This window comes from Flavobacterium ponti (assembly GCF_042652765.1).
GTDB lineage: Bacteria > Bacteroidota > Bacteroidia > Flavobacteriales > Flavobacteriaceae > Flavobacterium > Flavobacterium ponti.
In genome coordinates this window covers 277,957-290,356 of the sequence record NZ_JBHSGW010000004.1, presented here as the reverse complement: position 1 = coordinate 290,356, position 12,400 = coordinate 277,957, and the positions used below count along the sequence as shown (strand labels likewise).

General features: G+C 29.7%; 14 protein-coding genes. 5 read left to right on the top strand and 9 right to left on the bottom strand.

Annotated features, from left to right (window positions below; genetic code table 11):
• Window position 1: 1 nt before the first annotated feature.
• The 3 genes from ACFO3U_RS06715 (at window position 2) to ACFO3U_RS06705 (ending at window position 1,722) form a co-directional block, all read left to right on the top strand.
• Entirely contained in the window at window positions 2–859 is an 858-nt protein-coding gene (locus tag ACFO3U_RS06715) for an RnfABCDGE type electron transport complex subunit D (protein WP_379739582.1), read from the top strand.
• A gap of 1 nt (window position 860) precedes the next feature.
• A complete protein-coding gene (locus tag ACFO3U_RS06710) occupies window positions 861–1,193 on the top strand; it encodes an FEKKY domain-containing protein (RefSeq protein WP_379739579.1) in 333 nt (110 codons plus the stop codon).
• A 79-nt stretch (window positions 1,194–1,272) separates the two neighbouring features.
• Complete coding sequence (locus ACFO3U_RS06705) at window positions 1,273–1,722, top strand: heme-binding domain-containing protein (protein WP_379739576.1); 450 nt, start codon at window positions 1,273–1,275, stop codon at window positions 1,720–1,722.
• Between the two features lie 201 nt (window positions 1,723–1,923).
• Here the strand turns inward: ACFO3U_RS06705 and ACFO3U_RS06700 are convergent, their stop codons facing one another.
• Window positions 1,924–2,424 (bottom strand): hypothetical protein, encoded by a 501-nt coding sequence (locus tag ACFO3U_RS06700; RefSeq protein WP_379739573.1) that lies wholly within the window; start codon window positions 2,422–2,424, stop codon window positions 1,924–1,926.
• 59 nt (window positions 2,425–2,483) lie between these two features.
• On the bottom strand, window positions 2,484–4,118 hold the full coding sequence (locus ACFO3U_RS06695; protein ID WP_379739571.1) for an ABC-F family ATP-binding cassette domain-containing protein: 1,635 nt from the start codon (window positions 4,116–4,118) through the stop codon (window positions 2,484–2,486).
• A 249-nt stretch (window positions 4,119–4,367) separates the two neighbouring features.
• Between ACFO3U_RS06695 and ACFO3U_RS06690 the strand changes: the two genes are divergently transcribed.
• Both ACFO3U_RS06690 and ACFO3U_RS06685 read left to right on the top strand, forming a co-directional pair.
• Window positions 4,368–5,606 (top strand): MFS transporter, encoded by a 1,239-nt coding sequence (locus tag ACFO3U_RS06690; RefSeq protein WP_379739569.1) that lies wholly within the window; start codon window positions 4,368–4,370, stop codon window positions 5,604–5,606.
• Between the two features lie 133 nt (window positions 5,607–5,739).
• Window positions 5,740–6,363 (top strand): YceI family protein, encoded by a 624-nt coding sequence (locus tag ACFO3U_RS06685; protein ID WP_379739566.1) that lies wholly within the window; start codon window positions 5,740–5,742, stop codon window positions 6,361–6,363.
• 59 nt (window positions 6,364–6,422) lie between these two features.
• On the opposite strand, the gene ACFO3U_RS06680 is transcribed toward ACFO3U_RS06685, so the two are convergent.
• From ACFO3U_RS06680 to ACFO3U_RS06650, 7 genes are all read right to left on the bottom strand, one after another.
• Window positions 6,423–6,641: a putative signal transducing protein gene (locus ACFO3U_RS06680; protein WP_379739563.1), complete on the bottom strand. Its 219-nt coding sequence runs from the start codon at window positions 6,639–6,641 to the stop codon at window positions 6,423–6,425.
• Window positions 6,642–6,735: 94 nt separating this feature from the next.
• Window positions 6,736–7,350 (bottom strand): DEAD/DEAH box helicase, encoded by a 615-nt coding sequence (locus ACFO3U_RS06675; RefSeq protein WP_379739560.1) that lies wholly within the window; start codon window positions 7,348–7,350, stop codon window positions 6,736–6,738.
• Between the two features lie 75 nt (window positions 7,351–7,425).
• On the bottom strand, window positions 7,426–8,589 hold the full coding sequence (locus ACFO3U_RS06670; RefSeq protein ID WP_379739558.1) for a sigma-54-dependent transcriptional regulator: 1,164 nt from the start codon (window positions 8,587–8,589) through the stop codon (window positions 7,426–7,428).
• Between the two features lie 175 nt (window positions 8,590–8,764).
• Window positions 8,765–9,607 (bottom strand): mechanosensitive ion channel family protein, encoded by an 843-nt coding sequence (locus tag ACFO3U_RS06665; protein WP_379739555.1) that lies wholly within the window; start codon window positions 9,605–9,607, stop codon window positions 8,765–8,767.
• 8 nt (window positions 9,608–9,615) lie between these two features.
• Window positions 9,616–10,920 carry an ABC transporter permease gene (locus tag ACFO3U_RS06660; RefSeq protein ID WP_379739552.1) on the bottom strand — a complete coding sequence of 435 codons (1,305 nt, stop codon included), beginning with the start codon at window positions 10,918–10,920 and terminating at the stop codon, window positions 9,616–9,618.
• Between the two features lie 6 nt (window positions 10,921–10,926).
• Window positions 10,927–11,847 carry an ABC transporter ATP-binding protein gene (locus tag ACFO3U_RS06655; RefSeq protein WP_379739549.1) on the bottom strand — a complete coding sequence of 307 codons (921 nt, stop codon included), beginning with the start codon at window positions 11,845–11,847 and terminating at the stop codon, window positions 10,927–10,929.
• Between the two features lie 18 nt (window positions 11,848–11,865).
• The gene (locus ACFO3U_RS06650; protein WP_379739546.1) at window positions 11,866–12,360 is read right to left on the bottom strand and encodes a hypothetical protein; all 495 of its coding nucleotides are present in this window, start codon (window positions 12,358–12,360) and stop codon (window positions 11,866–11,868) included.
• Between the last annotated feature and the right edge of the window lie 40 nt (window positions 12,361–12,400).

Sequence of the window (12,400 nt, the reverse complement as noted above, 5' to 3'; positions counted from 1 at the left end):
CATGAATACAAAAGCCATAGAACTTCCTAAAACTAGTACATTATCCTTACTAAGTGATGCTCGACATTTTCAAATTCTATTTTTGGGAAGCTTCTTGGTTATGGTTTTGTTTGCTAATGATTTTCCAAAAGAATATTTAGTTCAAATTGGAATTACGATAACTTCTTGTTTATTTTTTCAATTAGTATTTACGCACTTTACAAACAAGAATTATAGTTCTTGGAAAAGTGCCTTGATTACTTCTTTAGGGTTATGTTTATTGCTAAAAGTTGATGCTTTAGAATGGGTTTTATTTGCGACTTTCATAGCCATTGGATCCAAATTTTTAATCAAATACAACGGAAAGCACATTTTCAATCCAGCAAATATTGGAGTTGTTGGAACTATTTTATTAACACATCACGCATGGATTTCACCAGGACAATGGGGAAGCAATATTATTTATTTATTTATAGTTGGTTCTCTTGGTTTTTTAGTCATTAAAAAAGTCTCACGAATTGACATAGCATTAACTTTCATCGGAACATTTGGAAGCTTGCTGTTCATTAGAAACATCTTATATTTAGGTTGGCCAATAGATTTTTGGTTGCATCAAATGACTAATGGAACTCTAATGTTGTTTACTTTTTTTATGATAACCGATCCAATGACAACTCCAAATAACAAAAAAGGAAGAATTGTATTTGCTTTAATTTTAGCTATAACTGCTTTCTATTTAACTACTTTTAATCATTTTTATGCTGCACCAGTATGGGTTTTATTATTCATGTCACCGTTAACAATTGTGTTTGATAGAATTTGGAAAGACAGAAAATTTAGTTGGCAGAATTCAGTTGGCAGTAATCAGAAACACAAATAAGATGAAAAACATAATTTACACCTTTTTAATTCTATTTTTAGGAATAAATTCATCAGCTCAAGAAGTTATAAATGCTGATTTAGTTATTAATGAAACCCCAACTATTTATGTTCTTGGTGGAATTGCATCTGTAATCACTAAAGAAGATATAGCTTTTGCAAAAAAATATAACATACAATTCCATGATTTTGGCTGTTTAGCACCTGCAAATATGGAAAAATATGAAAAACTAAATGCACAAGTATTTGACCAACTAAATAAAGAATTTGGCACGAATTGGCAAAAAGAAATTCGAAAAGGAATTTTGGGTTATGAAAAATGGAAGAAACCTTAAGATGCGCTTAAAATTGAAATCCTATTCTTAATTTGGTCAAAAAAGTTGTACTTTTAATTAAATATTTAAAGTCAAAGTCATGAAAAAAATTCTTATTGCTCTTTTAGTTGTTTTAGTTGTCTTACAGTTTTTCCAAATTGACAAAACTAATCCAGAAACGGATATCAATCAAGATTTTTTGACCATACACAATCCACCAACAGAAATTGCTTCAACTATGAAAGCAGCTTGCTATGATTGCCACTCTAATAAAAGTGTTTATCCTTGGTATTCTAATATTCAACCTATCGGTTGGTATTTAAAAGACCATATTGAAGACGGAAAAAAACATCTGAATTTTTCTGAATTTGGAACTTACACACCGAAAAAACAAGCACATAAATTAGAAGAATGTTATGAATTAATTGAAAAAGGAGAAATGCCTCTTTCAAGTTATACAATCATTCATAAAGAAGCTGTTTTATCGGAAGCTCAAAAAACTGAATTGGTGAGTTATTTTAAGGAGATTGAGAAAAGTATTAAAGAATAATTTTAATTTTTCTTTTAAAAAGATATTTTAAATAGATACTGAATTAAGTTTAGCATGAGAAAATAAATCTTAATTTGTTAATGTTTTGAGGGTTTAAGTAGTTGGGGATTTATTAGCCAAAAACTTTCAGTTAAACACAGAAAATCAAAAATACTAACAAACTTTAAATTAAGACAAATAAACCAATTTCAAAAACCGCTATTATCCAACGTATTTTGTTTTTCTATTTAAATTTTTTTCTTGATAAAAAGTTATCTCATATTCATCATATGCATCTAACTTTTCACTTCCATTAAAATCAAAATTAAATTCTTTTTCTGGGAAATCGATTTTAAGTTTTGCTGAATAAATTTCACAAAGTTTATTTCCTAAAAATACAATTTGATTATGATTTATTTCATCCTTTTTTTCTTCTGCACCGAAAAAGTCAAGAATATGAATATGATTTAAAACAGATTCTATTTGAGCGAAATTTTCAACATACTCTGTTTTCTTCCAATTTTCAAAATTTTGTAGATCGAATCTGTTTTCCATAATTATACAACCATCATATTCAATAAATTTAGGCCAAAATAATAATGAATAAGCAATCATATGCTTAATATTTCCTTCACCAATAATCCAGTCTTCAATTGAAAATTCGTTCCCGTTAAATTTTCTCCATTCCAATAAATCAGGAATTAATTTTTCATCTTCTATCATTTACTTTAAGTTTTGGTAATAAGAGATACAAATAAAATTTACAACTAAATACTAAAACACTACTTCTCAATTTCTCTCAAAGAATCCATTTTTTTGTATTCCAAGAAACCTTTCAAATCTTCGAAATGTTCTTTTACACGTTTGTTACCAAATTCAAATACTTTTGTCGCTAAACCATCTAAGAAATCTCTATCGTGAGAAACTAAGATTAAAGTTCCATCAAAATCGCGTAAAGCATCTTTGATGATGTCTTTGGTTTTCATATCTAAGTGATTGGAAGGTTCATCCAGAATCAATAAATTAACAGGTTCCAACAATAATTTAATCATGGCCAAACGCGTTTTTTCTCCACCAGAAAGCACTTTGACTTTCTTTTGAATATCATCTCCTTGAAACATGAAAGCTCCTAAAATATTTTTGATTTGCGTTCGAACATCACCAACGGCAATTCGGTCAATAGTTTCAAAAATAGTAGCGTTTTCATCCAATAAAGCTGCTTGATTTTGAGCAAAATAACCAATTTGAGCATTGTGACCAATTTCAACACTTCCTGAATTGATTTCAATTTCTTTCATAATAGCTTTAATCATCGTAGATTTTCCTTCTCCATTTTTTCCTACGAAAGCTACTTTTTGACCTCTTTCAATAACAATATTAGCATCTTTAAAAATCACGTGATCACCATAACTTTTATGTAAATCTTTCACTACAACTGGATATTGTCCTGAACGAACTGAAGGTGGAAATTTCAATTTTAAAGCCGAATTATCTACTTCATCTACTTCGATTGGAACAATTTTTTCCAACATCTTAACACGCGATTGAACCGATTCGGTTTTTGAAAATGTTCCTCTAAATCTATCTATAAACGCTTGATTATCTGCTATAAACTTTTGCTGCTCGTCATACGCTTTTTGCTGATGTACTCTTCTTTCTTTTCGCAATTCTAAATAATGAGAATATTTGGCTTTGTAGTCATAAATTCTTCCCATTGTAACTTCAATTGTTCTGTTTGTGATGTTGTCTACAAAAGCTCTATCATGCGAAATTACCATAACTGCTTTAGCTTGATTCACCAAAAAGTCTTCTAACCACTGAATACTATCCATATCCAAGTGATTTGTTGGCTCATCTAATAAAATCAAATCAGGTTTCTTTAAAAGGATTTTTGCCAATTCAATTCGCATTCTCCAACCACCAGAAAATTCAGAAGTTAAACGTCCAAAATCTTCTCTTTCAAAACCTAAACCTTTTAAAACTTTTTCAACTTCAGCTTCATAATTGACTTCATCAATAGCATAATATTTCTCAGAAAGTTCAGAAACTCTCTCGATTAATTTCATGTACCCATCACTCTCATAATCCGTACGAATCGTTAATTGCTCATTGATTTCGTCAATTTCTTTTTTCATATCTAAAACTTCAGCAAACGCTTTTGAAGTTTCTTCCATAACCGTACAATCGTCATTTGCTAATAAATGTTGAGGCAAATATGCAATCACAGCTTCTTTTGGAGCCGAAATATTTCCACGAGTAGGTTTGTTTTGACCAGCAACAATCTTAAGCAATGTAGATTTTCCTGCTCCATTTTTACCCATTAAGGCAATTTTATCGGTTTCATTAATGGCAAAAGTCACATCACTAAAAAGTACTGTTCCACCAAATTCTACGGCTACGTCGTTTACTGTAATCATTTTTGAAAATTTAGAATTTAGAATTTAGAAGTCAGAAGACTAAAAAAACGCTAAAATTTTGAAGGTGCAAATATAGGTTAATTAACGTATTTGACAAGTTGTAAAAAACTAAAAATAATCCTTTAAAAAACTAGGTTTATAATTTGATTCTTAATTTATTGAGAAATGAATAATTCTTTACAGATTTGAAGTTCAATTCTGATTTATAAGTGATAAATATCCTAATTTTGCATTTCCAAAAAACAATTTATGCCATTAATTGATTATAGTTTTCTCTCGAAAATTTTACCCAAAGCAAAAATCAAAAAATCGTTTAAGAAATTAAAAAGTGATTATTTGTTTCGCATTAAAATGGCTATGGCTTTATTTTTCTTTGGAAAAGGATTTTGTTTTGCCACTTGGGCAAGTAGAATTCCTGATTTGAAAAACACTTTACATCTTAGCGAAGCTGATTTAGGAACGATTTTATTCTTTTTACCAATTGGCCAATTAATTGCAATGCCTTTTTCAAGCAAAGTAGTTTCTCGTTTTGGAAGCCGAACTATTACCATTTATGGCACTTTACTTTATGCCTTATTCCTGACTTTTTTAGGATTGTCTTCTACGAGTTGGCATTTAGCTTTAGGATTATTTTTATTTGGAGTATTTGGAAATTTTTGCAACATTGCCAGTAACACTCAAGGAGTTGTAACCCAACAATTATTCGAAAAACCAGTTATGGGATTCTTTCACGGTTCTTGGAGTTTGGCTGGTTTTTTTGGAGCTTTAGTTTCCTTGTTAATGCTTTATTTAGGACTTTCTCCTTTAATCCACTTTATTATTGCTTTTCTTTTTGTGGTAATTATAGTTGCATGGAATTCGAAATATTTAGTGCAAACCAAAATTGCAAAAGTGAAAGAAAAAGTCAAAAAAACTGGTTTTCAATTTCCAGATAAAATATTAATTTGGTTAGGTGTAATTAGTTTCTGCTGTATGGCAAGTGAAGGAATTATGTTTGATTGGAGTGGAGTTTATTTTAAAGAAATTGTAAAAGCTCCAGCAACATTAGTAGCTTTAGGATATACTTGCTTTATGATTACAATGGCTTCAGGTAGATTTTTGAGTGATATATTGGTTCAAAAATATGGTCCACAAAAAATAATCATAGCTAGTGGAATAACGATAACCTTTGGATTGTATATTGCTGTTCTATTTCCTTATTTAATCCCTTGTACCATTGCTTTTATGATGGTTGGATTTGGAGTTTCAAATGTAGTTCCTATTGTATTTAACAGAGCTGGAAATTTAACCACTGTTGCCACAGAAACTGCTTTGACAATTATTTCAAGTATTAGCTTTTTAGGCTTTTTAATTGGACCTCCAATAATTGGTTACATTGCAGAAATTAGTAATCTTCGTTATTCTTTTGCTACTATTGGTATCTTCGGAATATTTATTTCTATTGTTACTTTTAGAAGAAAACTTTTCGTGAAAAATCATGATATTTGATTTGAATTTTAATGTATCTTTAACATATCTATTTTGATACTAACTGATATACTTCTTACCTTTGAATAGAATTAACTAACCTAACAAATAATCGTTCAGCATTAGTGAGGTGCTGAAACAAATTGAGTATTAAATGAAAAAAATTAGTCTATTAATCTTAGGATTAACTTTCATGACTTTCACAAGTTGTAAAAAAGAAGAGAAAACTGAAACTCCAACAGAAACTAAAGAAGAAGTTAAAGGTTTAACGATTGTAAATGATTCTACAAAAGTAATGTGGACAGGTTTTAAAACGACAGAAAAACTTGCTGTTAATGGTACTTTTAAAGAAATTGAATTAAAAGACGTGAAGTCTGGAAACACTCCAGAAGAAGTTTTAGAAGGTGTTGCTTTTTCAATTCCTGTAAGCAGTTTATTTTCTAATGATCCAACTGGAACAAGAGATCCTAAATTGATAAGTATCTTTTTTGGTGCTATGAAAAACACTGAATTACTGTCTGGAATTTTAAATTTTAGAGACAATCAATTGTTTATGACACTTTCTATGAATGATGTTACAAAACAAATTCCATTAGAATATACTTATGAAAATAATTTATTTAGTATGAAAACCACTTTAAATCTTAATGATTTTGGGGCTCAAGGTGCTTTAGAAGCTATAAACAAAGCTTGTTTTGATTTACACAAGGGTCCTGATGGAGTTAGTAAAACTTGGGATGTTGTGGATGTTAAAGGAGAAGTTTTGTTTAAAAAATAAGTCTCTGTTTAAATTAAAAAAAACCGTAAATTCCAATTGAGTTTACGGTTTTTTTTATTTTATAAATTCATTTTAAAATCATCGATGATTGGTTCTGCTTTTGCTTTGTCAGCTTCATTGATGAAAATTTCTACAGCTAAATCGGTGTTTCCAAAACCAGCAACTCTTGCTGATTGTAAATTATTTTTGGCTAAACAAACGATATCGTTTTCTTGCAATTTAGCTTGCAGAGCCATTGCGATAATTTCGCTCCCTGAGAATATTTTTACTAGTGCCATTTTATTTTGGTTAAAAGGTTATGGGTTATAAGTTTAAAAGGCTTTGTGTATATCCTTTTCTAAAAATCTATTGTCTGAAAATCTAAAATCTATTCTATTCATCAAATTCAATGAAAATTGGCTCAATCATTATTCGGTCTGCCATGATTTCTATTTTCTCTGTAACTTGATTGCAGAAAAATATTTTTTGCATTTTTGGCATACTTTCAGATAAACGTAAAATCGGTACATCTATTCTATTTTTAAAAAGAATATCTGCGTCATCAACCACTGTCATTTGTAAACGATTTACGTTATAACCTGCCGTTGAGAACATTTCATTTAGTTTGTGACCAGTTCCAACTAACACATCAATACCTAATGAAATTTGGTTTTTATCTTCATCTAAATCTGTTTTATCATGAACACCATAAACTCTGATTTCGTTGTCTTTTCCTAGTTGTTTGAATAAATCAACCATTTCAATAACTTTTGCTTTATCATCCACAAAAATTAAAGCTCTTGGAGATTCTTCAAAAGGTTTTTTTAATTTTTGAATTACATTTAGAACAATGGTTGTCGTTTTTCCAGAACCTTTTTCAGATTGAATAACTGCATCTGCTCCACTTTTAATAGTAGAAAATGTTTCTTGTTGCAACTCATTGGCTTCTGTTAATCCATTTCTGATTAATCCATTTTGAAGTCCTTGATCTATTTTTTTTAATTTCATTTTTTTGTGGTGATGGGAAATTGGTGATAGATTATGGGCAACCTATTACCCTTAACCAATAACCATTTACCTAATTTATTTACTTGCGAATAATTTTACATCTGTTTCAGAGATTTCAGTTCCTCCAAGAATGATTAATCGTTCTACAACGTTTCTAAGTTCTCGAATATTTCCTGTCCAATCGTATTCTTGTAACAATTTTATAGCTTGTTTTGAAAATGTTTTTACTGAATTTCCTTGTTCTTCCGCGATTTTATGAGCAAAATGCTCAATCAACTCAGGAATATCATCTCTTCTATCATTTAAAGCAGGAACTTTTATTAAAATTACGGCTAAACGATGGTATAAATCTTCTCTAAAACGTCCTTCGGCTATTTCCTTTTTTAAATCTTTATTGGTTGCAGCAACAACTCTTACATCCACTTTAATGTCTTTGTCTGCACCTACTCTTTGTATCAAATTTTCTTGTAAAGCACGTAAAACTTTAGCTTGAGCAGGTAAACTCATATCTCCAATTTCATCTAAGAAAATAGTTCCTTTGTGAGCGGCTTCAAATTTTCCGGCTCTGTCTTTTACGGCTGAAGTAAAAGCTCCTTTTACGTGACCAAATAATTCACTCTCTATTAATTCACTTGGAATTGCTGCACAATTTACTTCAATAATTGCTGCTGATGAACGGTCGCTTTTTTCATGCAATTGATGAGCTACTAACTCTTTTCCTGTTCCGTTTGGTCCAGTGATTAAAACTCTTGCATCGGTTGGAGCTACTTTATCAATCATAGTTCTGATATGATTAATTTCGTCACTGTTTCCAATCATTTGGTAGTTCTTACTGACTTTTTTCTTTAGGTTTTTGTTTTCAACTACAAGTTGTTTTCTGTCTAAAGCATTTCGAACTGTATTTAACAATCTGTTTAAATCTGGTGGTTTTGAAATATAATCAAAAGCTCCCAAACGCATAGTATTTACGGCAGTTTCTAAATCACCATGACCAGAAATCATGACCATTGGAATTTCAGGTTTTATTTTTTTAACAGCTTCTAAGACCTCAACACCATCCATTTTTGGCATTTTGATGTCGCAAAGTACCAAATCATAATCGTCATTTTTAATTTTTTCTACACCTTGTAAACCATCTTCTGCTTCTTCAACTACATAACTATCATTTTCTTCTGAAAGGATTTTGGTAAGTACTCTTCTGATGGTTGCTTCGTCTTCTATGATTAGTATTTTTGGCATCTATTTTAGGTATTGTTGATTGGTAAATGATTGCGAACAAAGTTAGTAAAAAAACAAGACAATTCTCTATCTAACCCTGATGGGAATGGCATCTTTTTTATGGTTTGAAAAACCGTAAAAAAATAGAATGGACAGCAGGAATTACATAACCCGATAAAGCCCAAGCCTGCTGTTTCTATTTTTCAATAAAATGTAAATCTCTTTGTGGGTAAGGAATAGTAACGTTATTTTGTCTAAAAGCTGTATCAATTTTAAAACGAATATCACTTTGAATTTTTGGGCTATTGATTCCATTTTCAACATAAAAATAAACCGAAAAATTTAATGATGAGTCTCCAAAATCTTCAAAAAGAACGGTAACATCATTTTCTTTGACAACACCATCCGTTGATTGCACACATTGTTCTAATAATTTTTTGACTAGTTCCACATCACTTCCATAAGCTACTCCAACCGAAACATTTTCTCTGCTTACTGGACTATTTTGTGTCCAATTGAGAAGTGTATCCATCATGAATTTATGGTTAGGTACAATCATAATTCTGTTATTTCTGGTTTGAACACGTGTTGTTCTAAGTTTTATTTGCACTACTCTTCCTACTCTATCATCTATTTCAACGATATCACCAACCAATAGCGATTTATCAATAATAATTAAAACCCCAGAGATGATGTCTTGAAAAAGTTGTTGTAGTGCAAAACCTAAACCAACTAGTAAAGCAGCAGAAGCAGTTAACAAAACATTTACATTGACTCCACTGATACTAAGTGTAAAAATAATTACGAAAATAAAGGCAATGTATCTTACAAATTTGAAAAAACTAATAAATTTGAATTTATCTTGTAATGGAAGTTTTCTGGTAAGAAATATTCGTATTAATTTCAACAATATAGAAGTTAAAACTAATGAAATTACCAAAAACAAAATTGTTCCTAAGGTAAAATCTATTTTATCAGTATCAATTAATTTAAAATTGAGAATGTCTTTTATAAATTCATAAATATCTTTTAATTCCATATATCAATTTAATATTTCAACCATTTATATAGTTCTTTCCAAGTTGGTTTTTTGCCATACATTAAAATTCCAATACGGTATATTTTTGAAGCAAACCAAACTACCAATAAGAAAGTCGCAAATAATAAACCCATTGAAAGTGCTAATTGCCATAAAGGTACACCAAAAGGGATTCTCATTAACATTACAATTGGTGAAGTTAATGGAAAAATTGAAAAAACGGTTGCAACTGTGCCGTGTGGATCATTCATTACTGTAAAGAATCCAATATAAACTCCTAAAACTAATGGTAAAATTATAGGTAATAAAAATTGTTGTGAATCTGTTTCTGAATCCACAGCTGCTCCAATTGATGCATAAAACGAACTGTATAAAAAGTAACCTCCAATAAAATAAATTACAAATGAAATTAATAAAGTTGCGATAGGTAAATTAAAAATTTCATTGAAATATATTTGCATAGTTGCCAATTTATCAGGTTGAGCAGCATTCATCATTTCTGGTGAAATAGTTGATGAAGCTCCCACTTGTAAACCAAAGAAAGAAGAAGCTATGAAAAATAGCAATGTTCCGACAATGGCCCAAATGGCAAATTGCAAAATTCCTGCTAATGAATTTCCAATGATTTTTCCCATCATCAACTGGAACGGTTTTACAGATGAAATGATGATTTCGATAATACGGTTTGTTTTTTCTTCAATGACACTTCGCATTACAAAATTGCCATAAATTATAATAAACATCATGATTAAATAACCAAACATACCTCCTATCGCAATTTTTATTTCATTCAATCCTTTTAGACTTTCTCCACCAGAAAATTTTGATAATTTTAGTGAAGCATTGGTTTTAGCACTTTCAATTTTTTTAGCATCAAAACCCATTATTTTTAAGTTTTCTGATGTAAGATTTGAATCAATAACTTCTTCTACATCTGAAATAAATTCTAAACTTGGACTGTCATCAGAAATATATTCTACTTTATCCAATAATTTTTGAATGGAATCTACTTTTGGAATGTATAAAAGAGCATCATAATTGTTGCTAGCAGTATCTTTTGCGGTTTGAAAAGACATGAAAGAAATATCAATATAATGAATTTCTTTACTGTTTTTAAAGTCGCTTTTCAACAAACCTGCTTCATCGTGAATGGCAATTTGTGTAGCAGAATCTTTGTTCATGGTAGCTAAAAAACCAACTAAAACAGCCATTCCAACAAATAATAATGGACTTAAAAAAGTCATTACAATAAATGATTTGTTGCGAACTTTTGAAATAAATTCTCTTTTTATGATAAGTGATAATATGTTCATTTTTGACTATTTTGAAACTGATTGAATAAAGATATCGTTAACGCTTGGTATTTTTTCTACGAAATGGGTTACTTGACCATTTCTAGTTAAAATATTTAAAAGTTCCGTTGAATGATGTTCTCCTAATTGAACTTCTAATTTAATATCATCATTTAATGATTTGAAATTGGTTTGTCCAACCTTGAATTTTTGTGTTAAATCATACATTAAACCTTCAACATTAGGAGAAATAATTCCCACTTGAAAAGTGTTTGTTCTATACTCTTTCTTCACATCAACTAATTTTCCTTCAATCAGTTTATTTGATTTGTGAATTAAGGCAATATGATCGCACATTTCTTCTACACTTTCCATTCGGTGTGTTGAAAAAATGATTGAAGTTCCTTGTTTGTTTAATTCGATAATTTCATCTTTTATTAAATTGGCGTTAACAGGATCAAACCCTGAAAAAGGTTCGTCTAAAATCAACAACTTTGGTTTATGAAGAACCGTTACTACAAATTGTATTTTTTGAGCCATTCCTTTTGAAAGTTCTTGAATTTTTTTGTTCCACCAACCTTCAATTTCTAATTTTTCAAACCAAAATTTCAATTGTTTTTTTGCTTCTTCTTTTGAAAGTCCTTTTAATTGAGCCAAATACAAACATTGTTCTCCCACTTTCATGGTTTTATACAAACCTCGTTCTTCTGGCATATAGCCAATTTGTTGCACATCTGAAGGACTTAGTTTTCTTCCATCTAAATATACTTGACCAGAATCTGGCATTGTAATTTGATTGATTATTCGAATTAAAGTAGTTTTTCCAGCACCATTTGGTCCTAAAAGTCCATAAATACTTCCTTCAGGAATGGTAAAAGAAACATTATTTAGTGCTTTATAATCTCCAAATTGTTTCGTTACATTTTTTACTTCTAAAATAGAATTCATAAATTGTAGTTATATTTTTTAGGTTGCAGCTGCAGCCATTGTGCTTATTAGTATTGTGCAATGTATTAAAGATAGGTATAAAACTTGATCTTGTATTGAATTATTACTCTCTAAAACATTAATTTCATAAGAAGTTTTGAATTTTCTCCAATTAAATTCTGATTTAATAGTACAAATTTCGGTATTATTTTCATTAATTAAAAAATAATCTGTGTTCCAAAATCCTTTTCTTCTTAGAACATATTTTTTAATTTCTTTTTCGAAATGTGAAGTAATTTGAACTGTTCCTTTCCAATTAAAAGTGAATTCTAAAACCGCTAAATTATTTTGCATGATGTAAAAATCAGATTTCCAAGTGCTTTTTTTAGCTACATGAAAATCTCCAAGACTTTTTATTGCAATTTTAGCTTTTGAAATAGAAAACCAATTTTGATAAACTAAAGAACCTTTAAATAAATTTGATTGAATCAAATGATATTCTTTATTATTGATTGGTTCTACTTTGAAGATCATAATTAGATTTTACAATTAGAGGCAAATACCTAAAATTTGT

Bases quoted from the DNA above. Each gene is read 5' to 3' on its own strand.
- ACFO3U_RS06650 (WP_379739546.1), bottom strand. From the start codon at position 12,360: ATGATCTTCAAAGTAGAACCAATCAATAATAAAGAATATCATTTGATT.
- ACFO3U_RS06685 (WP_379739566.1), top strand. From the start codon at position 5,740: ATGAAAAAAATTAGTCTATTAATCTTAGGATTAACTTTCATGACTTTC.
- ACFO3U_RS06660 (WP_379739552.1), bottom strand. From the start codon at position 10,920: ATGAACATATTATCACTTATCATAAAAAGAGAATTTATTTCAAAAGTT.
- ACFO3U_RS06695 (WP_379739571.1), bottom strand. From the start codon at position 4,118: ATGATTACAGTAAACGACGTAGCCGTAGAATTTGGTGGAACAGTACTT.
- ACFO3U_RS06675 (WP_379739560.1), bottom strand. From the start codon at position 7,350: ATGAAATTAAAAAAAATAGATCAAGGACTTCAAAATGGATTAATCAGA.
- ACFO3U_RS06710 (WP_379739579.1), top strand. From the start codon at position 861: ATGAAAAACATAATTTACACCTTTTTAATTCTATTTTTAGGAATAAAT.
- ACFO3U_RS06655 (WP_379739549.1), bottom strand. From the start codon at position 11,847: ATGAATTCTATTTTAGAAGTAAAAAATGTAACGAAACAATTTGGAGAT.
- ACFO3U_RS06670 (WP_379739558.1), bottom strand. From the start codon at position 8,589: ATGCCAAAAATACTAATCATAGAAGACGAAGCAACCATCAGAAGAGTA.
- ACFO3U_RS06665 (WP_379739555.1), bottom strand. From the start codon at position 9,607: ATGGAATTAAAAGATATTTATGAATTTATAAAAGACATTCTCAATTTT.
- ACFO3U_RS06700 (WP_379739573.1), bottom strand. From the start codon at position 2,424: ATGATAGAAGATGAAAAATTAATTCCTGATTTATTGGAATGGAGAAAA.
- ACFO3U_RS06680 (WP_379739563.1), bottom strand. From the start codon at position 6,641: ATGGCACTAGTAAAAATATTCTCAGGGAGCGAAATTATCGCAATGGCT.
- ACFO3U_RS06715 (WP_379739582.1), top strand. From the start codon at position 2: ATGAATACAAAAGCCATAGAACTTCCTAAAACTAGTACATTATCCTTA.
- ACFO3U_RS06690 (WP_379739569.1), top strand. From the start codon at position 4,368: ATGCCATTAATTGATTATAGTTTTCTCTCGAAAATTTTACCCAAAGCA.
- ACFO3U_RS06705 (WP_379739576.1), top strand. From the start codon at position 1,273: ATGAAAAAAATTCTTATTGCTCTTTTAGTTGTTTTAGTTGTCTTACAG.